This is a genomic window from Mycobacterium sp. 852002-51971_SCH5477799-a (assembly GCF_001667145.1).
Taxonomy (GTDB): domain Bacteria; phylum Actinomycetota; class Actinomycetes; order Mycobacteriales; family Mycobacteriaceae; genus Mycobacterium.
In genome coordinates this window covers 1-21835 of record NZ_LZIF01000035.1, presented here as the reverse complement: position 1 = coordinate 21835, position 21835 = coordinate 1, and the positions used below count along the sequence as shown (strand labels likewise).

The 21835-nt window shown below is 65.1% G+C and carries 19 protein-coding genes and 1 pseudogene; 11 read left to right on the top strand and 9 right to left on the bottom strand.

Features of this window, described 5'->3' with window-relative positions; all coding sequences use genetic code 11:
• The first annotated feature begins 167 nt into the window (after nucleotides 1–167).
• Nucleotides 168–803: a cutinase family protein gene (locus A5753_RS02900; protein ID WP_082971146.1), complete on the top strand. Its 636-nt coding sequence runs from the start codon at nucleotides 168–170 to the stop codon at nucleotides 801–803.
• Between the two features lie 60 nt (nucleotides 804–863).
• Here A5753_RS02900 and A5753_RS02895 read toward each other — a convergent pair whose 3' ends face one another.
• Entirely contained in the window at nucleotides 864–1751 is an 888-nt protein-coding gene (locus A5753_RS02895) for an SDR family NAD(P)-dependent oxidoreductase (RefSeq protein WP_067123317.1), read from the bottom strand.
• Nucleotides 1752–2462: 711 nt separating this feature from the next.
• Here A5753_RS02895 and A5753_RS02890 point away from each other — a divergent pair.
• The 3 genes from A5753_RS02890 (at nucleotide 2463) to A5753_RS02880 (ending at nucleotide 4526) form a co-directional block, all read left to right on the top strand.
• A complete protein-coding gene (locus A5753_RS02890) occupies nucleotides 2463–3272 on the top strand; it encodes a SigB/SigF/SigG family RNA polymerase sigma factor (protein WP_067123209.1) in 810 nt (269 codons plus the stop codon).
• A gap of 116 nt (nucleotides 3273–3388) precedes the next feature.
• Entirely contained in the window at nucleotides 3389–4006 is a 618-nt protein-coding gene (locus A5753_RS02885) for a hypothetical protein (RefSeq protein ID WP_067123206.1), read from the top strand.
• A gap of 28 nt (nucleotides 4007–4034) precedes the next feature.
• A complete protein-coding gene (locus A5753_RS02880; protein ID WP_067123203.1) occupies nucleotides 4035–4526 on the top strand; it encodes a DUF2231 domain-containing protein in 492 nt (163 codons plus the stop codon).
• Between the two features lie 69 nt (nucleotides 4527–4595).
• On the opposite strand, the gene A5753_RS02875 is transcribed toward A5753_RS02880, so the two are convergent.
• Nucleotides 4596–5072 carry a nitroreductase family deazaflavin-dependent oxidoreductase gene (locus tag A5753_RS02875; protein WP_067123200.1) on the bottom strand — a complete coding sequence of 159 codons (477 nt, stop codon included), beginning with the start codon at nucleotides 5070–5072 and terminating at the stop codon, nucleotides 4596–4598.
• 136 nt (nucleotides 5073–5208) lie between these two features.
• Between A5753_RS02875 and A5753_RS02870 the strand changes: the two genes are divergently transcribed.
• The 7 genes from A5753_RS02870 (at nucleotide 5209) to A5753_RS23565 (ending at nucleotide 13226) form a co-directional block, all read left to right on the top strand.
• Nucleotides 5209–5931 (top strand): TetR/AcrR family transcriptional regulator, encoded by a 723-nt coding sequence (locus tag A5753_RS02870; RefSeq protein ID WP_067123196.1) that lies wholly within the window; start codon nucleotides 5209–5211, stop codon nucleotides 5929–5931.
• Nucleotides 5928–7151, top strand: coding sequence for a cytochrome P450 (locus A5753_RS02865; RefSeq protein WP_067123194.1), 1224 nt, complete (start codon nucleotides 5928–5930; stop codon nucleotides 7149–7151). The genes A5753_RS02870 and A5753_RS02865 overlap by 4 nt, the downstream gene beginning before the upstream one ends.
• Nucleotides 7145–8104, top strand: coding sequence for an SDR family oxidoreductase (locus tag A5753_RS02860; protein ID WP_067123193.1), 960 nt, complete (start codon nucleotides 7145–7147; stop codon nucleotides 8102–8104). Before A5753_RS02865 ends, A5753_RS02860 begins: the two co-directional genes overlap by 7 nt.
• Entirely contained in the window at nucleotides 8104–9276 is a 1173-nt protein-coding gene (locus A5753_RS02855) for an amidohydrolase family protein (RefSeq protein WP_067123315.1), read from the top strand. Before A5753_RS02860 ends, A5753_RS02855 begins: the two co-directional genes overlap by 1 nt.
• Nucleotides 9273–10508, top strand: coding sequence for a Xaa-Pro peptidase family protein (locus tag A5753_RS02850; RefSeq protein ID WP_067123190.1), 1236 nt, complete (start codon nucleotides 9273–9275; stop codon nucleotides 10506–10508). The genes A5753_RS02855 and A5753_RS02850 overlap by 4 nt, the downstream gene beginning before the upstream one ends.
• Entirely contained in the window at nucleotides 10498–11616 is a 1119-nt protein-coding gene (locus A5753_RS02845) for a Xaa-Pro peptidase family protein (protein ID WP_067123187.1), read from the top strand. The genes A5753_RS02850 and A5753_RS02845 overlap by 11 nt, the downstream gene beginning before the upstream one ends.
• A 125-nt stretch (nucleotides 11617–11741) precedes the next feature.
• A complete protein-coding gene (locus A5753_RS23565; RefSeq protein ID WP_156655905.1) occupies nucleotides 11742–13226 on the top strand; it encodes an HNH endonuclease signature motif containing protein in 1485 nt (494 codons plus the stop codon).
• On the opposite strand, the pseudogene A5753_RS24700 reads toward A5753_RS23565, so the two are convergent.
• From A5753_RS24700 to A5753_RS02805, 7 genes and pseudogenes are all read right to left on the bottom strand, one after another.
• Nucleotides 13126–14379 (bottom strand): annotated as a pseudogene (locus A5753_RS24700) (hypothetical protein); the annotation flags it as partial. The gene A5753_RS23565 and the pseudogene A5753_RS24700 overlap by 101 nt on opposite strands.
• Before the next feature lie 19 nt (nucleotides 14380–14398).
• Nucleotides 14399–15160 carry an SDR family NAD(P)-dependent oxidoreductase gene (locus tag A5753_RS02830; RefSeq protein ID WP_067123181.1) on the bottom strand — a complete coding sequence of 254 codons (762 nt, stop codon included), beginning with the start codon at nucleotides 15158–15160 and terminating at the stop codon, nucleotides 14399–14401.
• Nucleotides 15157–17508 (bottom strand): CaiB/BaiF CoA-transferase family protein, encoded by a 2352-nt coding sequence (locus tag A5753_RS02825; protein WP_067123178.1) that lies wholly within the window; start codon nucleotides 17506–17508, stop codon nucleotides 15157–15159. Before A5753_RS02825 ends, A5753_RS02830 begins: the two co-directional genes overlap by 4 nt.
• A gap of 19 nt (nucleotides 17509–17527) precedes the next feature.
• Nucleotides 17528–18496: an enoyl-CoA hydratase/isomerase family protein gene (locus tag A5753_RS02820; protein ID WP_067123175.1), complete on the bottom strand. Its 969-nt coding sequence runs from the start codon at nucleotides 18494–18496 to the stop codon at nucleotides 17528–17530.
• Nucleotides 18497–18530: 34 nt separating this feature from the next.
• Nucleotides 18531–19367 carry a mycofactocin-coupled SDR family oxidoreductase gene (locus A5753_RS02815; protein WP_067123173.1) on the bottom strand — a complete coding sequence of 279 codons (837 nt, stop codon included), beginning with the start codon at nucleotides 19365–19367 and terminating at the stop codon, nucleotides 18531–18533.
• Nucleotides 19364–20569, bottom strand: a complete 1206-nt coding sequence (locus A5753_RS02810) for a cytochrome P450 (RefSeq protein ID WP_067123170.1) — start codon at nucleotides 20567–20569, stop codon at nucleotides 19364–19366. The genes A5753_RS02815 and A5753_RS02810 overlap by 4 nt, the downstream gene beginning before the upstream one ends.
• Before the next feature lie 243 nt (nucleotides 20570–20812).
• Entirely contained in the window at nucleotides 20813–21493 is a 681-nt protein-coding gene (locus tag A5753_RS02805) for a TetR/AcrR family transcriptional regulator (RefSeq protein WP_067123167.1), read from the bottom strand.
• Nucleotides 21494–21835: the final 342 nt, after the last annotated feature.

Genomic DNA, 21835 nt, shown 5'->3' with positions numbered 1-21835 from the left:
CTGACCATACATAGTTGTCGATATGTCCCGGTTGTTGGCCGCGCGATTCATTGACGGAGGTCTTCGTCACATTCGGTCGGCAGGCGCCCGCACGACGCGCGCTCTCCGATGTCCTGTGGCACGATCGCGATGTGCAGGCGCATCCTCTCGCTGTATTGACTTGTGCTGTGCTGTCGCCGATTTGGGCTCAGCTCATCGGTCCGGTCGCGACGGCGTCAGCGGAACCATGCCGCGACGTCGAGGTGGTGTTCGCCCGAGGCACCACCGAACCACCCGGTGTCGGACGCATCGGGCAGAACTTCGTCGACACCTTGCGCTCGCACGTCGGCGGTAAGTCGGTAGGCGTGTATCCGGTCAACTACCCGGCCACCACCGACTTCCCCACGGCCGCCGACGGCATCAGCGACGCCGGCAATCATGTCGAGCAAATGGCGGCGAATTGCCCCCGCACCAAGATGGTGCTGGGCGGTTACTCGCAGGGCGCCGCGGTGATGGGCTTCGTCACCGAAAGCGCCGTCCCGGACGGCGTGCACCTGGTGCGGTCGCTGCAGCCGATGCCGGCCGAAGTGGCCAACCACGTGGCCGCGGTGGCGCTGTTCGGCAAGCCTTCGGGCCAGTTCATGAGCATCATCAATCAGCCACCGGTGAACATCGGACCGCTGTATTCGGCGAAAACGCTCGAATTGTGTGTCCCCGGCGATCCAGTTTGTTCCGGCGCAGGCAACCCTGCCGCGCATCGCCAATACGTCGAGGCGGGGATGGTTGACCAAGCGGCCGACTTCGCCGCCAATCGGCTCTCGTAACGCTCTGTCAGCTGACAGGCAGCCGGGCCCGCTCGGACTCGAGCTTGCACGGCCGCCTCGTCACTGGGTCGTGCCACCGATCATGTGGTGGACGTCGTGCACCGACCATGGCCCGGCGTGGTGATGGTCGCGGTAGCCCAGTAGTCGTGGCGTTTGGCGATCGAAGCTACCCACGAAACCGCCTGCGGCCACAAAGATTCGACCGGTCACCTCACGCGACAAATCGCTCGCGAGATAGGCGTAGACCGGCGCGACGAACTCGGGCGGAGCGCTGTCGAGTGACGCCCGCATGGTCACCTCGTCGAGCAGGCCGCGGCGGTGCAGGTCTTCGATGTGTTGTTCGTATTCGGCACCGGTGGACAGCCGTGTCCTGGCACCGGGACACACTATGTTGGCCCGCACGCCGTACGGCTTCAGTTCGGCGGCAATGGCCATTGTCAGGCCGTTGACGGCACCCTTACCCGCCGGATATCCCGTCCCGCCGTAGTCACCGAGAAACGCCACAGAACCGGTGTTGATGATGGTGCCGTGCCCCTGGGCGGCCAGCACCGGAGCGGCCACCCGGCAGGTGTGAAAGGCGGTGCCCAGGTGGCCATTGATCAGGCCGTCGAACTCCTCCGGGGTGATCGTGAGGATGGATGAACCCGCGGGTTCGGCGATGCCGGCGCAATTGATCAGAGCGTCCAGCCGGCCGAATGTGCTCAGACATGCGTCGACGAGCGCGCGGGCGACATGTTCTTCGTGCGCGGCTCCGACCACCGCGGTGGCCCGCCCGCCCGAGGCCGTGATCGCCGCGGCCGTCTCCTGCACGGCCTGCTCCTCACGCCCGTTGACGACCACACCGGCGCCCAGGCTGCCCAGCAGCTCGGCGACTGCCCGCCCGATGCCGCGGCTGCCGCCTGATACCACCACGCCGCGCCCGGCCAGCGGAACCTCGGTGCCGCTCATCGCCCGCTCGCGGACCGGATACGCCGAGGACCGCATAAAGCGTTGCGCGCGAATTGGTCTCGCCATCGGAGATGGCCGAACTCGCCGATCGAGGTCACGAACATTAGGCGAACAGTACCCAGCCGAATCCGAAATGAGAATCATCGCTCGCGGTGCGAGACCACGCGGACCGCAGCGCGTCGAGCAAATTTCAGCGACCAGAAAATTCGGTGAGATGCGTTTGCCACATCGCCGGCCACCTCGTCGTTGGGTGCCAGAAGGCCCCCGACGTCCCAGCTGGACGACCGTGCGGTACGTCGAAGAGGACCGTGGCTCGCGGCCCGCGGCTTGCTGGCGCCCGGCTTGTACACCGTAGAAACTGTTCAAAAAGTATCTAAATCTGTCGCCCCAAGCGATCGCCGAGCGGGGCGCAGGGGCGTATAGTCTCCAATGAAGTCCGTTATGGACGCGTCGCCGTTTAGCTAAAAGCGGTCCAGTCAGCCGCACGGCTACTGAGCTTGGTATGGCTCCGGCGGAATCAGCCTCAGCCGCCTCCCGCTCCTTCGTGCGTTGGCGATTCGACAGTCCGGCGGATCGAGATGCAGTGGGGGCGAGAAATGCGCATAGCTGCAACCTCCCAGTGCACACGACTCAGGAGAGAGTCAGCATGAAATCTTGTTCTCGCGCAACTGTTTACACGATTCGTCGAGTGACCTTGGGGTGCGCCAAGCGATGACCCATGTCATTTCTGCAACGCGTCCGGCCCCGCCACCCAGAACCAAGACCGACGATTCTTACGACGATGTCGTCGAGATGTTCTTGGTGCTGCAGCAATTGCCCGCCGAATCGCACGAGTACGCCTCCCAGCGCGAACGCATCGTGTCCCGATGCTTGCCGCTAGCGGACCACGTCGCCAGTCACTTCGCCCGTCGGGGCGAAGGTCTCGAGGACCTGATCCAGGTCGCTCGACTGGGGTTGATGAACGCCGTCAACCGATTCGACCCCGCGAAAGGACCCAGCTTCATCGGATTCGCCGTACCCACCATGATGGGCGAAGTCCGGCGTTACTTCCGCGACTACAGCTGGGGAATGCGCGTCCCGCGGCGGCTCCGCGAGCTGCACGTTCAAATCAGCAGGGCGACCGCGGACCTGTCCCAGCAACTCGGGCGCGCGCCCTCCGCCGGCGAGCTGTCGCAAATGCTCGAGGTTTCGCGCGAGGAGATCGTCGAATGCCTCGTCGCGGGCGACGCCTATCGACTCGACTCCCTCGACGCGCCGCTTGGCGCGGATAGCTCGGGAACGCCTCGTTCGGTCGCCGACTCGGTCGGCGACATCGATCCTCAGATCGAACACATCACCAACCGCGAAGCCCTCCGGGTGTTGGTTGCCACCCTCCCGCAGCGTGAACGCGAGGTGTTGCGGATGCGGTTCTTCGAATCCATGACACAGAGTCAGATCGCGGAGCGGATCGGCGTGTCGCAGATGCAGGTATCGCGCATCCTGGCGAACACGCTGAGCTCACTGCGCGATCAACTCGAATAGGCGGCAGTTCCCTCAGGCGCTGCGCGGCATACCCTGCCGCGCGGCCCTGTACTGTGCGACTGAAAAGGACAGCCCGGACTTTGTCGCCAGTAAGGCCTGGAAGGGAGCTCGATGCGATGAGGATGTCACGAACCGTGATCGCGGGTGTCGCAGCGACGACGGCACTGGCGGTGTCGATGTCCGGGTGCGGCAGCAACAAGCCGCAGTCGTCACCATCGAAGTCGGGTTCTGCCACCTCGGCAACCTCGGTCTCCGGCTCCGCGCCGGCGTCATCGGCGCAGGCGAATGAGTACGCCAAGCTGCTCATCCAGGCAAGTGACATCAACGCCCCGGTCCCCTTCACCGCTGCGCCCCCGACGGGCAATCCCAACGGCCGACCGGGCGTCGCGACCACCTTCAAAGACGACGACGGCAGCCACGCGATCAAGGTGACCATCCAGGTCTACGAAGACCCCGATGAGGCCACGAATGCGTTGAACACCGCGAAGGGCGAACAGGGCGGCGTGATCAAGGTCGACACCACGCAACCGTCGACCATCGGAAGTGGCGGAACGATGTTGATGGGCAACACCCCGGATCGCAGCAAGGGAGTGGTGTTCCTGCTGTTCACCGAGGGCAAGGCGCTCGCCACGCTGGAGTTCGACGGTCCTCCGGACACGCTGGCCCCGCCGGAGTTCGTCAATGACGTCGGCCAAAAGCAAGATGCGGCCATCAAGAAGGGGCTCGGCGGCTAGGCGTCCGCCACCACCATCGGGGGACGCTATGAACGTCATCAACGGTATGCCGGCTCACGCCCTTCTGCTGCATTTCGTATTGGTGCTGGTGCCATTGACCGCGCTGCTCGAGATCGTTTGCGGGCTGTGGCCGGCGGCCCGGCGCGGGCAACTGATGTGGCTCACGCTGCTCCTGGCCGCCGTCACCATGGTGTTGACCCCGATCACCATCAACGCCGGCGGATGGCTCTACGACTTGAAGAAAAATCCCAGCCCGATCCTGCGGGAACACGCCGAGCGGGGCAGCCTGATGTCCTATTTCTCCGCCGCGCTGCTGGTTGCCGCGGTCGTGCTGGTCATCGTGGGCGTGATCGAACGCCGATCCGGCAAGATCGGCGCCGCGACGCGGACACTCGTCGCGATTGTGGTTCTGGCGGTGGCGATCTCGTCGATGGTCCAGATCTACCGTGTGGGAGACGCCGGCGCGCAATCGGTCTGGGGCACGGCGATTGCGCACCTGACGAAGACCAACGCCGGCTGACGATTCCGTTCGCCGCAAAGCCTTCGACGGGTGCAGGGCGGCTAACGCGGCGGTTAAACGGGCGGGCCATCACGCGGTCGGCGTGAGAAGAAAGAGCCGGAACCGACGCCGGCCCGCGCATTTTTGGGCGAGCCGATAATTTGGCCAGGCCGCCATCGCCTTGTCCCACGCTTCGTCTCGCTCCGTGCCCGTGAGCAATTGCACCGTCGCCACGAACCGGTGGCCGTGACGGCGCACGGTGACCCGTTGTGCCGCTTTCAGGTTCGCCGACCAGGATGGGTGTCGCGCACGACCCCAGTTCGATCCGACCAATAGCAGGCCCTCGTCGACGGGGACATACTGCACGGTCGCGCTGCGGGCTAGACCGGTCTTGCAGCCCGAGCTGGTGATCCGCACGTTCGGCAGGCCGGCAAGATCCAACGCGCCGAGCCGTCCGCTGGTCAGGAAGCGAAGCACGGCTTCGAGCCACTCCACGACCTGGTGTCCGTTCAGAATCAGCAAGCGGTAGGCCGTCGGGTTGCGGAGCCACCGTTGCAGCGGATGCATGGGATTGACTGTATTCCCGGGGTATCGAATCAAGGCTTCACCACGATGAATTGCCGTTGACGAACCGGCGCTGCGGTGGCCACTCTTGTCCGGTCGGCGCGAGACAAATAAATTGCTTGATTTAACGCGGCTCGGGGTGTTCACTGAGGCGATGACTGCCGAGCGGGTTGCTCGTTCCGACCGGTCGACGGGCACCCGAGAGGCCATCTTGTCGGCCGCCGAAGTGCTTTTCGCCGAACGCGGAATGTACGCCGTGTCCAACCGGCAGATCAGCGAAGCCGCGGGCCAGGGCAACAACGCCGCGGCGTGTTACCACTTCGGCACCAGGGTCGACCTGCTCCGCGCGATCGAAAGCAAACATCGCGAGCCGATCGAGAAGCTACGTGCCCAGATGCTCTCCGCCATCGACGATTCGACCGAACTACGGGACTGGGTCGGCGCGTTGGTGCGCCCGTTGACCGATCATCTGTCCGCACTGGGCACACCGACCTGGTACGCGCGGTTCGCCGCGCAGGCCATGGCCGATCCGACCTACCGTGATGTGGTCACCAAAGACGCACTCGCGTCGCCGCTGCTGGTGCAGACGCTCGACGGCATCAACCGCTGCCTGCCGGAGCTGCCCAAGCGAGTGCGCGCCGAACGGATGGTGATGGTGCGCAACCTGCTCATGCACACCTGCGCGGAACATGAAGGCGCACTGGCAGAGCACGGACCGCGGTCGCGGTCGGCGTGGCCGGTGGCCGGCGAAGGGCTGATCGACGCGATCGTCGGCCTGTGGCGCGCGCCGGTCCACGTGGGCCCGGCCGCTGAGCAACCGGAACAGACAACCGCGCAGGGCAACAACCGAGGAGCACGATGACCGAAGGATCCACCGCCACCGACATCCCGGAGTTTCCCATGACACGGGCGCCTGGCTGCCCGTTCGCCCCGCCTCCGAAGGTGTTGGAGCTCAACGCAGACAAGCAGCTGAGCAGGGTCCGGATCTGGGACGACAGCACCCCATGGCTCATCCACGGCTACGAGGCGATCCGCGCGCTGTTCACCGATTCCCGCACCAGCGTCGATGACCGGTTGCCCGGCTATCCGCACTGGAATGAAGGCATGCTCGCGACGGTGCACAAGCGGCCGCGCTCGGTGTTCACCTCCGACGCCGAAGAGCACACTCGGTTCCGCCGGATGTTGTCGAAACCGTTCACATTCAAGCGGGTTGAAGCGTTGCGGCCCGCGGTGCAGCAGATCACCGACGACCACATCGACGCACTGCTGGCGGGCCCGAAGCCGGGTGACATCGTCGGCACCCTGTCGTTGCCGGTCCCCTCCCTGGTGATCAGCGAGCTGCTGGGCGTTCCCTACGAGGACGCGGAATTCTTTCAGACACAAGCCCAGCGGGGCATGGGTCGCTACGCGACCGAGGAGGACACCGCCCAGGGCGCCGCCTCGCTGGCGAAGTATCTGGCCAATCTGGTTCGGACGAAGATGCAAAACCCTTCAGAGGATTTGGTGTCCGACCTGGCCGAGCGGGTCAACGCCGAAGAGATCAGCGTGCGAGAGGCCGCGCAATTGGCCACCGGCGTGCTGATCGCGGGCCACGAGACCACCGCGAACATGATCAGCCTGAGTATCGCGGCGCTGCTCGACCATCGCGATCAGCGCGAACTGCTGCGCGCCACCGATGATCCGAAGGTCGTCGCCACCGCGGTCGAAGAGCTGATGCGCTACCTGAGCATCATCCAGACCGGTCAGCGCCGAATCGCCGTCGAGGACATCGAGATTGGTGGCGAAACGATCCGCGCTGGCGACGGCATCATCTTAGACGTCGCCCCGGCCAACTGGGATGACCGCCAGTTCCCCAACCCGGGCCGGTTGGACCTACTCCGCGACGACGGGCCGCACGTCGGATTCGGATACGGCCGCCACCAGTGTGTGGGTCAGCAGCTGGCCCGCATGGAATTGCAAATAGTCTTGCCCACCCTGCTGCAACGCGTTCCGACGCTACAGCTTGCCGTGCCCCTGGATGACCTTCCGTTCAAACATGACGCGCTGGCCTACGGCCTCTACGAGCTGCCCGTGACATGGTGAAGCCCCAACTGTCGCTGGACGTTCCAGATCTGCGTGGCAGATTGGCCGTAGTGACCGGGGCCAACAGCGGTCTGGGGTTCGGCCTGGCGAAGCGGCTATCGGGCGCGGGTGCCGATGTGGTGATGGCGGTTCGCGACCCGACCAAGGGCGAACGGGCGATCGCCGACATCCGTCGCGACACACCCCAGGCCAAGCTCAGCATCAGGCAACTCGACCTGTCCTCGCTGTCCAGCGTGGCCGCCATGGCCGAGGAATTGAGCGCAGAAGGACGCCCGATCGACATCCTGATCAACAACGCGGGCGTCATGACGCCCCCGCAACGGCAAGAGACGAACGATGGCTTCGAATTGCAGTTTGGGACAAACCATCTGGGGCATTTCGCGTTGACCGGCCGACTGCTGGGTCTGTTGCGGGCGGCGCATTCCGCGCGTGTCGTGACCGTCAGCAGCATCGCCGCGACCCAGCCCGACCTCAACTTCGGCGACGTCAACGCGCAACGCGGATATAAGCCGATGCACGCATACGGCGTCGCCAAATTGGCGCAGTTGATGTTCGCCGTCGAACTGGACCGACGCAGCCGCCTGGGCGGGTGGGGCGTGATGTCCAACGCCGCGCACCCCGGCCTTTCCAAAACAAACCTGCTCAGCGGCGCCTCGTACGGCCGCACCAAACCGACGTTGCAGGCCCGGATCACGCGGCTGACCTGGCGGCTGCTGCCATTCATGTGGCTCGACATCGACGAGGGAATCAAGCCGACCCTCTACGCCGCGGTATCCCCCGAGGCGCACGGCGCGAAATACTACGGACCTCGCGGTTTCTACGAAACGGTCAGGGGTGGAGTCACTTTCGCAGGTGTGCCGGGGCTGGCCCGCAGCGAATCCGACATGCGACAGCTGTGGCAACTCTCCGAACAACTCACCGGTGTCGGCTATCCCGAGACGAAGGGACGATGATGTCCAGCCCAGGCCAAACCCTCTACCCCGACGGCGTCATCGGTGCGCCCAAGGACCGCCGCGGTCACGCGGCGGATTTCAGCACCGGCCTTCCGGCCGGCACCGAGGTGTTCTCCGCCGACAACCACATCTCCGTGGCCGACGACATCTTCTACGAAGGCTTCCCCGCAGAGCTGAGGGATCAAGCGCCCCGGATCTGGTATGAGGACGGCGCATACCTGCTGGGGCCGCCCGGACAATCAATGGTGGTCGGCGACTTCAGCGCTGTGCTCATGCAATACGACGACCTGGCCGGTGCGGCCACCAACAGCGTCGAGGCCCGGGTTCGTGAGCTCGCCGAGGACGGTGTCGACAAGGAACTGGCCTTCCCCAACGCGGTGCTCGCGCTGTTCCACCACCCCGACCACGATATTCGCGAGCGGATCTTTCGCGTCTACAACGAGCACATCGCCGAGGTTCAGGAACGCTCGGGCGGCCACTGTTACGGGGTCGGGTTGATCAACTGGTGGGATGCAGCCGGCGCCCGACGCACGCTGACGGAGCTGAAAGCGCTGGGACTCACGACGTTTCTGATGCCGATCAGCCCGGGCAACGACCGCCACGGTCAGCCCATCGACTATTCGAGCACAGTGATGGATGCGGTGTGGGACGAGATAGAAGCAGCCGGGTTGCCCGTGACCCACCACATCGGCGAGAGTCAGCCCAAATGTCCGAGCGAGGTCAACAGTGTCGCGGTCGCCATGATGGTCAACATCGACTCGTTCCGGGAGATGTTTTCCAAGTACATCTTCGGCGGCATCCTGGACCGGCACCCGCGGCTGCGGATCGGCTGGTTCGAAGGCGGAATCGCCTGGGTGCCAACCGCGCTGCAAGACGCCGAGCACGTGCTGGCCTCCTATCGGCACATGCTGGCACACCAACCCGAGCGTGGCGTCCGCGACTACTGGGACACGCACATGTGCGCGTCGTTCATGGTCGATCCCCTGGGCCTGCGCCAGATCGACGCGATCGGAATAGACAAGGTGATGTGGTCATCCGATTACCCGCACAACGAAAGCACTTTCGGCTATTCGGAGAGGTCGCTGGCCGCGGTGGTCGACGCCGTGGGCCCCGAGGATGCCGTTCGAGTTGTCGGCGGCAACATCAAAGAGTTCCTGGGAATCAACACATGACGAACTCACTGAGTTCCCACGCGTCGGTGCTCGACATCCCCGATGAGCCGGACTGGGCCCGTATGCACATCGAGACCGGAGCGCGGCTTCGGTCCGCGATGGCCGAATACGGCGTCGACGCGCTGATTTTGCTGATGAACGGCTACGTCGGATATGCGACGGGTGCCAGCTGGCCGCTGCTGGACGCGGGGCTGTCGCACGTGGAGCGCCCGGTTGCCGTGGTGCTCGCCGAGGATGTGCATCCGCACCTGTTCATGCCGTTTCGGAGCGGGGCGTCCGCGGATTATCCCGTGCCAGACGATCATTTGCACGGCCCCGCCTATCTCGAATCCGACTATGGTGTCCGGGATTTCGCGCGGGCCCTGGCCGGTATCGTCCGGCCCGGGGCACACATTGCCGTCGATGAACTCACCGGTGCCATGCGGCGGGCAGCCACCACGCTGTTCCCCGCGGGGCCCCCGACGGATGCGGCGATCGTGCTCGGCGCCGCCCAATTGGTGAAGACCCGCGACGAGTTATCCTGTCTGCGCAGGGCGGCCCGCATCACCGAAGAGGCGATCGTCGATGTGCAGAAGGCGCTGAGGCCCGGCGTGCGACAGATCGATCTTTCGGCCACCTTCGTCCGTCACGCGTTCGAGCTTGGCGCCACCACGAACATGCTGGAGGCCATCTGGCAGGTGATGCCGACTTCCCGGGAGGCCGGGGTGTGGACGACGCACGGTGATCTCGCGCTGCCGTTGCTCCCGACCGATCGGGAACTGGCCGCCGGCGACGTGTTATGGACCGATATCAGCATCACCTATCACGGCTATTGCTCGGACTTCGGGCGCACCTGGATCGTCGGCGAATCGCCCACGCCGAGACAGCGAGACCAATTCCGGCAGTGGCGCACGATTTTGGATGCCGTGCTCGCGGTCACAAGAGCCGGCGTGACGTCAGGCGATTTGGCGCGCGCGGCGATAGCGGCCAACGGCGGCCGCAAACCGTGGTTGCCGCACTTCTACCTGGGCCACGGCATCGGCACCTATCCCGCCGAAGCTCCGATGATCGGAACGGATCTCGGCGAGGAGTTCGATGACAACTTCGTCTTTCCGCCAGGCATGGTTCTGGTGCTGGAACCCGTGGTGTGGGAGGACGGCACCGGAGGCTATCGCAGTGAGGAGATCGTGGTGATCACCGAGGACGGCTACGCGCCGATCACCGACTACCCCTATACCCCTTATGGCGACTGAAGTTCTGCCCGACGCGCCCGCGTTGCGTTCGGGCCGTCGCGAACGGGCGCTGGCACAGATGGCCGAACACCAGCTGGACATCCTGGTCCTCGGCCGGCAGGCCAACATCCGGTACGTCACCGGCGCCCCGCAGCTGTGGATCGCCGGCACCCGGCCCTTCGGGCCGATGTGTGTGCTGGTGCGCGCCACCGGAGACATCTACCTGAACAGCACCGACGACGAAGGCGTTCCGGAGGAGATCGGCCACGATCACCTGTACGGGCTGGCCTGGAACCCGATGACGCTCATCGACGTCCTGAAAAAAGTCGACGGCGCCGAGGCGGCGCGACGGGTCGGAACCGATGCGATCACACCGACTTTCGCGGCGCTGCTGCCCCAGGCGTTTCCCAATGCCGAGCTCGTCGACGCCGAGCCCGCGATGCGTGCCGCGCGGCGCATCAAGACGCCCGGTGAAATCGCGGCGATGGACCAGGCGTTGCGTGTCGCCGAGCACGGACTGGCGACAGCGCTGGGCGCATTGTCGCCGGGAGTTTCGGAGCGGACGCTCGCCGGGGTGATGATGGAGGCGATGGCCGCGGGCGGGGTAAGCACGCCGGCTACCCAGGACGCCGCGTGGGTGACGTCGCGAGAACAGCCGTGGCGGCGCGCTGCCGCGCACCAAGTCGGACCGGACGACCTCGTTGCCTTCGCCGCCGGTGCGCTGGCGAATGGCTATGTCGCCGAAGTCGGCCGATCCTGGCCGGCCGGCGATACCACCGCCGGGCAGGCCCGCGCGCTCTTCGAGCGCTCGGATGGCTTGTACGACAACATGCTTGCCGCGTGTCGCGCCGGCGTGGACACTCGCGATCTACTTGCCGCATACGACGCGTCGGGTGAACCGATCCCGCCGATGCCGGTCGCGCACGGACTGGGGTTGGGGTTCGACCCGCCCGTGGTGTCCGAAACGCTCTCGGCCGCGGGCGAACACGAACGACTCGAGGCCGGAATGGTGTTGGCGATCACCGGGTATGTGTGGCAGCAGGGCGTCGGCGCGGTGTTTCGTCGAGACACCGTGCACATCACCGACCATGGCGTCGAGGTACTCACCACCAGCCCGTCTTGGGGATAGCGCGGCTAAGCTAGCGATACTGCCGTTTCGTGAATACGTGTGCTTTGAATTCCCTTGCGCCACTGCAGTTTCAACAGTCATATCGCGTCGTTTTTTGTCGGTACGCCTTCGTAAAATCTGAAGGCATGGGTTCGACCAGTCGTGCAGAGATCGTCGAGGTATTCGACGCGCTCGAAAGTGACTTAGATCGTGCCTGCGCATTGTCGTTCGATGCTCTGACCAATCGAGAACGGCTGGCAATGTTAGAACGCTGCGAGAAGCTGCGCCGACGCATGCCGGCGGTGGAGCATCCGCTGATCAACTCTCTCGCCCGTGAGGCCACCGCACAAGAGTTGAGCGGCACGCTGCCGCATGCGATTGCAGAGGCGACACTGATCAGCCGCGCCGAGGCATCCCGCCGCGTCCGAGAAGCCGCCGACTTGGGTCCGCGAGGGGGACTGACCGGCGAAGCGCTGGCGCCGATGTTGGCCGCCACCGCGGCCGCGCAACGAGACGGCACGCTCGGGCCCGGTCAAGTCGCAGTCATTCGCAAGTTCCACCACCAGTTGCCCGGCTGGATAGATGCTGCCACCCGCGAGCAGGCGGAGGCCAAACTCGCCACCGAAGGCACCCAGTATCGGCCCGAACAGCGTGACAAGCTGGCCACCATCTTGGCCGACTGCCTCAACCCCGACGGCAACTTCAGCGACGAGGACCGCGCCCGGCAGCGCGGCCTGATCCTGGGTAATCAGCAAGCCGACGGCATGTTGCAGCTGCGCGGCTGGCTTACTCCTGAGGCGCGTGCCACTTTCGAAGCCGTCTCGGCGAAATTTGCCGCTCCGGGAATGTGCAATCCCCTGGACGACACCCCGTGCGTGGACAGTGCACCCAGTGAGGAAGCCATCGAAAAGGATTCCCGGAGCAGCGCCCAGCGTAACCACGACGCGTCGAACGCGGCGCTCAGGGGGTTACTCGCCTCCGGAAAGCTAGGTCAGTACAACGGCTTACCGGCCTCGATTATCGTAACCACGACGCTCGGCGAGCTCGAGTCCGCCGCCGGGCATGGCTTGACCGGTGGAGGCACCATCCTGCCGATGAGCGACGTGATCCGCCTGGCCCGGCACGCGCATCACTACTTGGCGATCTTCGATAAGGGTAAAGCCCTGGCGCTGTATCACACTAAACGCCTGGCCTCACCGGGACAGCGAATCATCCTGTACGCCAAGGACCGCGGCTGCTCGGCGCCCGGATGCACCACACCCGGCTACTACTGCGAAGTTCACCACGTCACCGACTGGTCCACGTGCCACAGCACTGACGTCAACAACGTCACTTTTGCCTGCGGGCCACAGCACCGCCTGCTGCGACCCCGCGGCTGGACCACCCGCAAGAACGCCGGGGGTGACACCGAATGGCTCCCGCCCTCGCATCTGGACCGTGGACGGCCCCGCGTCAACGTGTTTCACCATCCCGAAAAGCTGCTGCAGGACCGAGACGACGATGCGCCTCAAGCGACACGGCCCCCTCGGCCAACGCCTCGTCAAGCAGGTCGCCCAGCGGGTTTCGCTGCCAGAGCAGCAGCAGGTTCGACAGCATCTGCAGGGGGGCGCGCACGCGCTCATCTTCCCTGATCCGTGGGTCCGTCCGGCTGGTCGGTGCGACGTCGAATCGTTTGCGTATCAATGCCGGTACGTCCAGCAGCCAGGCCACGCCCATCACCGCCGCATACAACAACGTGTGCCGGCGCAGTCGGTCCGGCTCCAGGCGCGGACCGCCACAACGCTCGAATTCCGCGACGAACAGTTCCAACAAGTCGTCGAGGTGGCGATCCCACATCTCGTTCTCGGCGCCGGACATCGCCCCCCACAGGGCCATGCCCAGGTTCATCTGGCTGACGCATCCCCAGTCCATCAGCCCGCAGCGCAGAGTGCCGTCGCCGTCCCGCCAGAACCAAGCGTTGTCGACATTGGCGTTCCAATGGCACAGCGCGACGTAATCACCGTCGGCGACCAAGTGATCCGCGACCGCGTCTTCGAACAGGGCCAACCGAGGCGCCTCGTCGGCCAAACGTGCCAGAAACTCAGATGAGCCCACGCCAGCAGGCAACAGACTGGGCCGTGTTCTGGCGAATTCGGCCAGCTGCTGCACCCGTCGTTGCAGCCGGTCGACAGACAGCGGCGGTCGTTCTCCGACCGTTGCGGCCTGCACATCCAGCGGAAAGTGCGCGGTCTGTGCCGCGGGCAGCCGGCCGGACCGGTGCGTTCCGGCAAGCCGCGCCAGTGCGGTCAGGAGCGCGCGGTAGTGCTCCAACGGCGCGGGCATCTCGTAGTCGAGGCACTTGTGGTATTGGCGTTCGATCCCGTTGGCACCGAACTTGATTCGTTCGGTGATCAAGATCCCGCTGCCGCTACGACCGTGATAGTCGGCGAATTGCGGATCGGGCACCGCGATGGGGAATTGCGGGGCCCGTGCCAACGACGCGAACCGGACCTCGGACTCCATCTGGGTCTTTCCGCGGTCTCGCACCGAATCGTCGAGATCGCGGGAGAACTTGACGAACAACTCGGTGTGCAGATCCGCGGTGGGCCGGTCGTATTCGACCGACAGCATAACCTTGCGTCCCGTGCTACCGCCGCTGATCTCCCGGAAGTCGCTGATCCTCGCGACGCTGTTCTCCCGCAGCACACCGGAGGCCCGAAACGCGTTGGTCAGGAAGGATGCTCCCCCGCTGAGCAATGCCGCGGGGTCAGCCGGGAACGGTAAGCCACAATGATCGCCGATCACCCAATCCAAGGCCACGCCGCTACCAGGTCTGCTCGGCCGAGCGCACCAACATGTGATTGACCGCGACCCTGCGGTCACGGGTCACCATGAACAACACGGCATCCGCAATATCTTCGGGCCGCAGCATGACCATGCCGGCCGTCTGGCGTTCGAACGCCTCGCGCGACGTTTCGGCGAGGTGGCTGAAGATTTCGGTGTCGACGGTTCCGGGGCCTACCACCCCGACCCGGACCCGCTTGCCGAGAACCTCTTGGCGAAGGCTCTCGCTGAAGGCGTTCACGCCAAATTTGGTCAGCGAATACACCGCGGTGTTCGGCCGGGCCACCCAACCGGCGGTGGAACTGATGGTCACGAGGTCGGCCACACCGCGCGGCGAGTCGGCAGCCGCGTCGATCAGGTGGGGAAGCGCCGCGCGAGTGGCGTACAGGACACCCTGTACGTTGACGGACACCATCTGGTCCCAGTCCCGCAGCGACGCCTCGGCCGCGGGCGCCGATTGCATCATGCCGGCGTTGTTGACCACGATGTCAAGGCGCCCCAGCTCGGCAACGGTGCGCTGCACAGCGGCCGCCACCTGTTCGGCATCGGTCACGTCGGCGGCCACCACCAGCGCTGTGCCCCCGGCGGATTCGATCTCAGACCTCAGCGCCGCCAACCGGTCCGCCCGGCGTGCGAGCAGAGCCACCGCGGCTCCCTGGGCCGCCAGCGCTCGAGCCGTTGCCGCGCCGATGCCGCTACTGGCGCCGGTGACCAGCGCCGCTGTGCGCGCCAGTGTTGTCATGTTCCGCCCATCGGTTGCTTGCCAAGTAGCTCGTGTAGAACGTAGTCGGTGTGCTCGCCCAGGTCCGGCGCGCCGCGCTCGATCCGGGCCGGGCGTCGGACCATCCGCCAGGACGGCCCCAGCACCGGCCGCTGGCCTTCCCGGTGATCCGTGACGAAGCGGTACAGCTCGCGGTCCCACAGCCGTTGATCGGCAAGCACATCCACCGACGTGGCGCTCTTGGCGGCCGGCACCCCGGCCGCGCGCAGTCGCTCGGCGAGCCGCCCTGCGTCCCGGGCCCGAGTGAGCCGGGCGAGATCCGCGTCGAGCGCTTCGGCATGCCGGTGCCGCGCAGCGTCGGTGGCGTAGCGGGGCTCGTCCGCCAACGTCGCGGCGCCGAGTGTCTCGCACAACCCGCGCCATTCGGCGTCATCCGCGACGGCGACCGTGATCCACGCGCCGTCGGCACACGGGTAGCAGCCATGCGGGCACATGTCCGGGTGGCCGTTGCCGCTGGGGCCCAGAGGCCGCCCGGTCAGCGCTTGCTCGAGCAGGCAGTCACCGATCATCGAGGAGAGGGTCTCCACCGCCGACACGTCGACGAATTGACCTGCGCCGCTGAGCTCCCGGTGCAGCAATGCCACCACAGCGGCATATGCGGCGGCGGCGCCCACCGTCGAGTCGCCGTAGCGCATGCTCGTCCCCAGCGGTGGCCCGCCGGGATAGCCGACCAGCGAGGCGGGGCCGGCCAGCGCGGCAAAGCATGGCGCGTAACCGGTCTGGTGACCCAGTGGCCCGTCGTTGCCCCACATCTTGATCGACACGGAGATGATGTCGGGCTTGATCTCGGTGAGCTGTTGATACGCCAGGCCCTGACGTTCCATGGCGCCGGGACGCAGGTTGTTGATGACGATGTCGCTGCGGGCGATCAGCTCGCGCAGCCGCACCATCCCCTCTGTCGACTTGATATCGAGGTCCACACTGAGGATTTCGGGGTTGATGCTCAGGAAGTACGGCGCGTGGTTGATGTCGGTGCCACCGTATGCGCGCATCTCCTCGGGGCTGTCGGCCGTCTCGACCTTGATGACTTCGGCGCCCAGCATCGCCAGCAGCTTCCCGGCGTACGGACCGGCCCACACTTTGGTGAGCTCGACGATGCGCACGCCTTCCAGCGGCCCGCCCCGCGGGTTCTTGGGTGGCTTCAGTTGCGCCGCCCTGAGCGGCGGTCGTGGGCGCGGGGCATCGATGCTTCCCATGACCGACAGGGTGTGCTCACCGAGAAGTGGTGCAGCACGGGCGATTCGGGCGGGCGTTGCGCTGAATGCATACGGGACGGTCGGATACTCCGCGTCGCCCAGTACCGGATGGCGAACCTGTTGGAAGAAGCCGCGATGACGATACTGTGGCGAATGATGCAGGTCCGCAGCGCCATTGACGGGTACGAGCGGCACGCCGAGCCGCTGCGCCCTTTCCGACGCCTCCTCTTTGGGCAGGCCGGCTACCCACGAGGCGAAGCCCCGCTGAAAGGCGGCGACCTTCTCGGCGGTAACGGAGAACTCCAGCCAGTCGTCCTCGAAACCGTCGAGCCATTCGGCGTGGCCCATCAGGGTTTTCACCCCGGCCCAGTGGGACCGGCTGGTCATGTACAGGTAGACGAAGCCATCCGCGCAGGCGAAAAACGCCGCCGGTCCGGCCTGATCGTAATCATCGCGTGCACCGTCGGCCGGCACCTCGCCGGTGACGAAGCGGCCCAGGATGCAATCGGCGCGTGAGACCAGCACGGCCTGCTGGGAGACGTCGATCGACTCGCCCTGGCCGGTGTGCAGGCGCCCGCACAGCGATGACACGACACACAACGCCGCCTCCAGCCCAGCTTCGTAGTCGACCAGAAAGCGCCCCGGTCCCTGCAGCGGGGGCTTGCCCGGGTCCGGGTGGCTCGGAGTGTGATATCCCCACCCGCTGGCGTGAAACACGTTGATGCTGCGGGCATGGTCGAATTCGGCGGCAACCCCGTGACCGTACGGGGTGATGGAGCAGAAGACCACCGACGGATGGCGCGCGGACCAGTCCATCGACCGGCCTTCAATGACGGCGTCGGCGGTGTCGATCAGCTGGTGCAGCCGCTCGACGTCGGCCGCCGAGCCGAGATCGAGAACGACGGAGTCCTTGTTGGTGTTGAGGTAGGCGAACAGCGCGCTGCCTTCGCACCCGTCGGCGAGGACGGGCGCCATCGCGCGGGTCGCGCTGCCGCCCTTCGGCGCCTCGATCTTGATGACCTCGGCGCCGAAGTCGGCCAGCAGTTTTCCGCAGTACTCCCCCGCAACGGATTCGGCTAACTCGACGACCCTGATACCCGTCAGTGCGGACATGCACGCCCCGCCAAAACGGTCAGGGCTTCGCGCGACCCGAGCGGCTCAGGCGCCACTCCGGCGGGAAGTTCAAGTCGTTGTCCTTGACCACATTGTTGAGGCCCTTGTTGAAAGTGCCTTCGGTGAGGTCGACCTCTTCCGCGTCGTTTTGGATCATCGGCAGCATGCCCTCGACCATGCCGGTCAGCAGGCTGCCGAAGTACTCGCCCTTGTGCTGCTTGTACAGCTCGAGGAACGTCTTCTGGACCGCGACCGTGTCGGTCGGGCGCGACTTCGAGCACGCCAGCGCGTATTTCTCGGTCTCGGCCTCCAGCTTGTCGCGGGGCACCACACTGTTGACGAAGCCGCAGTCGTACATTTCCTTCGCGCTGAACGGCCTTCCGGTGAACAGCATCTCGGAGAACTTACGCAGGCCCATCGTCTCGGCCCACCACCACAGGCGTGGTCCCCAGCCCACGTATCGGAAGGCCGGGTGGCCGAAGAGCGCGTCGTCGCTAGCGATCACCAGGTCGGCGTCGCCCGCCTGATAGAAGTGCCACCCGTAGCAGTAGCCCTTGGCCTCGATGATGCTGATCTTCCGAAGCTCCTGCAGCGGACGGTTTCCCGCGCGGGCCTTGGCATAAAAGTCGGTGACAGTCGACAGATAACGGTAGGAACCACCCGGTGGGTACTTGACGTCGTCGTCGTTGATTGCGAGCTCGTGATGCAGTGGCAGGCCCGGGTTCTCCAGCATCGGACGCTGCTCGGGCAGGTCGCCGCCGCTGCCGAAATCTTCTCCCTCGCCGCGGATCACCACCACCTTGACTTCGTCGTCCACGTTGCATTTGTGGATGAGGTCCGCGTAGTTCTGCCGCATGCCTAAACTGGTGGCGTTCTGCGCGTCGGGACGGTCGAACGTGATGTAGGCGATCCGGTTCTTCTTGTCCTTTTCGAACTTGATGTACTGCTCGGCTTCCTTCTTCAGCTTTTCGTAGTCATATTCGGGCATGGGCTTCTTCTTTCACTTGGTTCTTACTTATTGCCTATTTGAGCAATGCGCCCGCATCGACTGGCAGCGAAACGCCGGTGATGTAACGAGATTCGTCAGAGGCGAGAAACAGGACGGCGTTGCTGATGTCGACGGCTTCCACCCACGGCACCGGCATCGTGTGGGTCATCTGCGAGAACGGCGCGAAATCCTCCGGCCCCGGATTCTCCAGATCCGGTCGAAACAGCCGGAAAGTGATGTCATTCATGGTCATCGGCGTATTGACCTGACTGGGATGGACCGAGTTCACGCGAATGCTGTGCTGACCCAGCTCGACCGCGAACGCCCGCATCAGGCCCAGGACACCGTGTTTGGCGGCGATGTAGTGGCCGGTGTACGCCATAGCCTTATGCGACCCGACCGAACCGGTCAGCACGATGGAGCCACCGCGTCCGCCGGCGAGGATATGCGGCACACCGGCTTTCACGGTGTGCCAGACGCCGGACAGGTTTACATCGATCATGTCCTGCCAGATCTGCTCGCCGATCTTGTGCAGCTTGTTGCCGAAGGTGCCGATTCCCGCGTTGGCGACGATGATGTCGAGCCGCCCGAGCTGTTCGACCCCGTCGTCCACGGCGGCCTTCAGCCCGTCGTAGTCGCGGACGTCCACCTGGGCGGTCACGATGCGCCGGTCGAGGTTCTTCACCAGATCCGCGGTCTCGGCGAGGTCTTCGGGCGTCGAATGCGGATAAGCCAGGTTGTCGATCGGGCCGCAGACATCGATCGCGATGATGTCGGCGCCCTCTTGCGCCAGACGGACGGCGTGACTGCGGCCCTGACCGCGCGCGGCACCGCTGATGAAAGCGACCTTGCCCTCGACTCGGCCGGTCATCGTGACACCTGCGCCGGCATACACTCCCAGCCCCGCACCGTGGAGGTTGGACTGAGGATGGCAGCGCTCAGGTCGACCTCCCACTCGGGGAATCGTTTCAGGATCTCTTCCAGGGCGATGCGGCCTTCCAGACGTGCCAGCGCCGAGCCCAGGCAGAAGTGCGTTCCCATGCTGAAGGTGAGGTGCGGGCGGATCGTGCGGTGAATGTTGAATTCGTTTGCGTCGGGCCCGAACTGGGCCTCGTCGCGGCACGCCGAACCGATCAGCATCATCATCACGCTGCCCTCGGGCACGGTCTGCTCGTGCACGGATACGTCGCGGGTCACGTAACGGGACACGTGCGGTGCCGGCGGTTCGTACCGCAGTAATTCCTCGATGGCCTGCGGGATGAGCGTCGGGTTCTCGACGAGGTCCCGGCGCTGATCGGGGTGTTCGGCGAGAACCTTTCCGGACCAACCGATCAGCCGGGTAGTCGTTTCGTTGCCGGCCCCGGCGACGACGTTGAGGTAGACGAGGATCTCCTCGCGAGACAGCCGCCTGATGGAGCCGGTTTCGTCCACGAATTCGACGTTGAGCAGCTCGGTCATGATGTCGTCGGACGGGTGGTCGGCGCGCCAGTCGATGTAGGCCTCGAACTGCTCGCCCACCGACAGCCCCTCCTCGGCGGCGTTCATGGGCTTGCCGGCTTCGGTACGCAGTTGCGCGTTGCCCCGGTCCCGGATGTACTCCTGATCTTCCTCGGGGATGCCCAGCAACATGCTGATGACCTTCATCGGCATCTGCGCACCCAGGTCGGTGACGAAGTCGAAACGATCCGAGCCAACCAGCGGATCCAGGCACTGTGCGCAGAAGTCCCGGATCATCGGCTCGAGCGCGGCGATCCTGCGCGGGGTGAACATGCGCGACAGCAGTTTGCGGTGCACGTCGTGAATAGGCGGATCCTCGAAGATCAACATGCCCGACGGGATTTCGAGGTTGGCCCTGATCAGTTCCAGGATCGCGCCCCGCGCCGAGCTGAATGTCTCGTGGTCGACGAGCGCCTTGCTGACATCGGCATAGCGGCTCAGGGCGTAGAAATCGTATTCGGCGTTGTAGTAAAGCGGCGCCTCCTCGCGCAATCGTGCGAACATGGGATACGGGTCGGCGATCAGCCCGACATCGTATGGATCGAAACGAACATGGCTATCGGTGCTCGCCGTCACGAAATCCCTCCTACCACTGCAGTTTTAGATGCCCGCAATTCCTGCACCAGGGCTCGCGCTGCCAGCGTCGCAGCGCTGGGTTCGGTTGGGGCAATTTGTACACTCCGCTTAATTGCGTTGCTCTGATATGTGCACAAGCTCCGCTGAAAACGGCGCATGAACGTCGGGCTACTCTATTCTCGTAGAGAACCATACAGCGGGTGCTCTGGCAAGAGCCAGAGACACCGTGTCCGCCCGGCGCTCTCACGCGGACCCGTGGGCCCCGCGGCGCAACACCCGAAGGCCGCCGGTCTGGGTGAGCCGTCCCTTTGCCGAACTCTTCAAGATCCCAGCCGCGATCGCCGACAAGATTCCGTCGAGCTGTTCGGGGCTGTCGATGATCCGGTCGCCGTGCGCGAACCGCTGCAGCAGGCCATTGATGAACGTCAGCGTGACGTTGCTCAGATCCTCGACGACGGCCGGATCCAGCTCCGCGCCGTGCGGCATCAGCTGCACCAGGATTTCCCGGTGCAGTTTGGTGAACTCGTCGGTGGCCTGCTGCAGAATCGCGGCCAGCGCGGGGTCGCGGGTGGCCTGCATGGTCAGCTCGTATCGGGCTCTGGTCCGGTACAACTGCGGATCGCTGCCGGCCTGGATGACCACTTGTGACAAGCGCGAGGGCGCGCGATCTTCACCGGAATCGGAACTGTCCGCAATGGCCTGCAGCTCGGCGAGGTCGAGCTCGGCCGAGCGTTCGGCGGCCGCGCGCAACAACGCCGATCGCGTGCGGAAATAGAACGAGGTCGTACCGTCCGGCACCCCGGCCTTGCGGTCGACCTTCAGGTGGCTTAATCCCTTGGCCCCGTCATCGGCCAATAACCGAATCGCCGCATCGCATAGGTCGCGGCGGCGTTCGGCAGGGTTGGGTTTGCGTCGCTTATCCATGATTCTGGTAAACAAGGACCCTACTCTATATTCGTAGTGTCAGTAAAGACCGCAGCGTCGTACCGTGCGCACACAGGCCTGGCCCCGCCCGCCATGCCAGCCCATTGGGGCTCAACACACCAAAGAAATTGCCGTGCAAGAGTTCACGTCGAGCGTGGAATCAATGATCCTGCGAGTAGAGTGCATCGAAGATGATTCACCGTCGTTTTAGCGCGCGCAGTGCCGCCGCCTGGCTTGGGTCCGTCGCTCTGCTCGCCGCAATGATGTGCGGCTGCCAGCAGGCGCATAAGTCCGCGCCGTCCAGCTCGTCGACCACCGCCCCACCCAGCACGACTGCTCCGC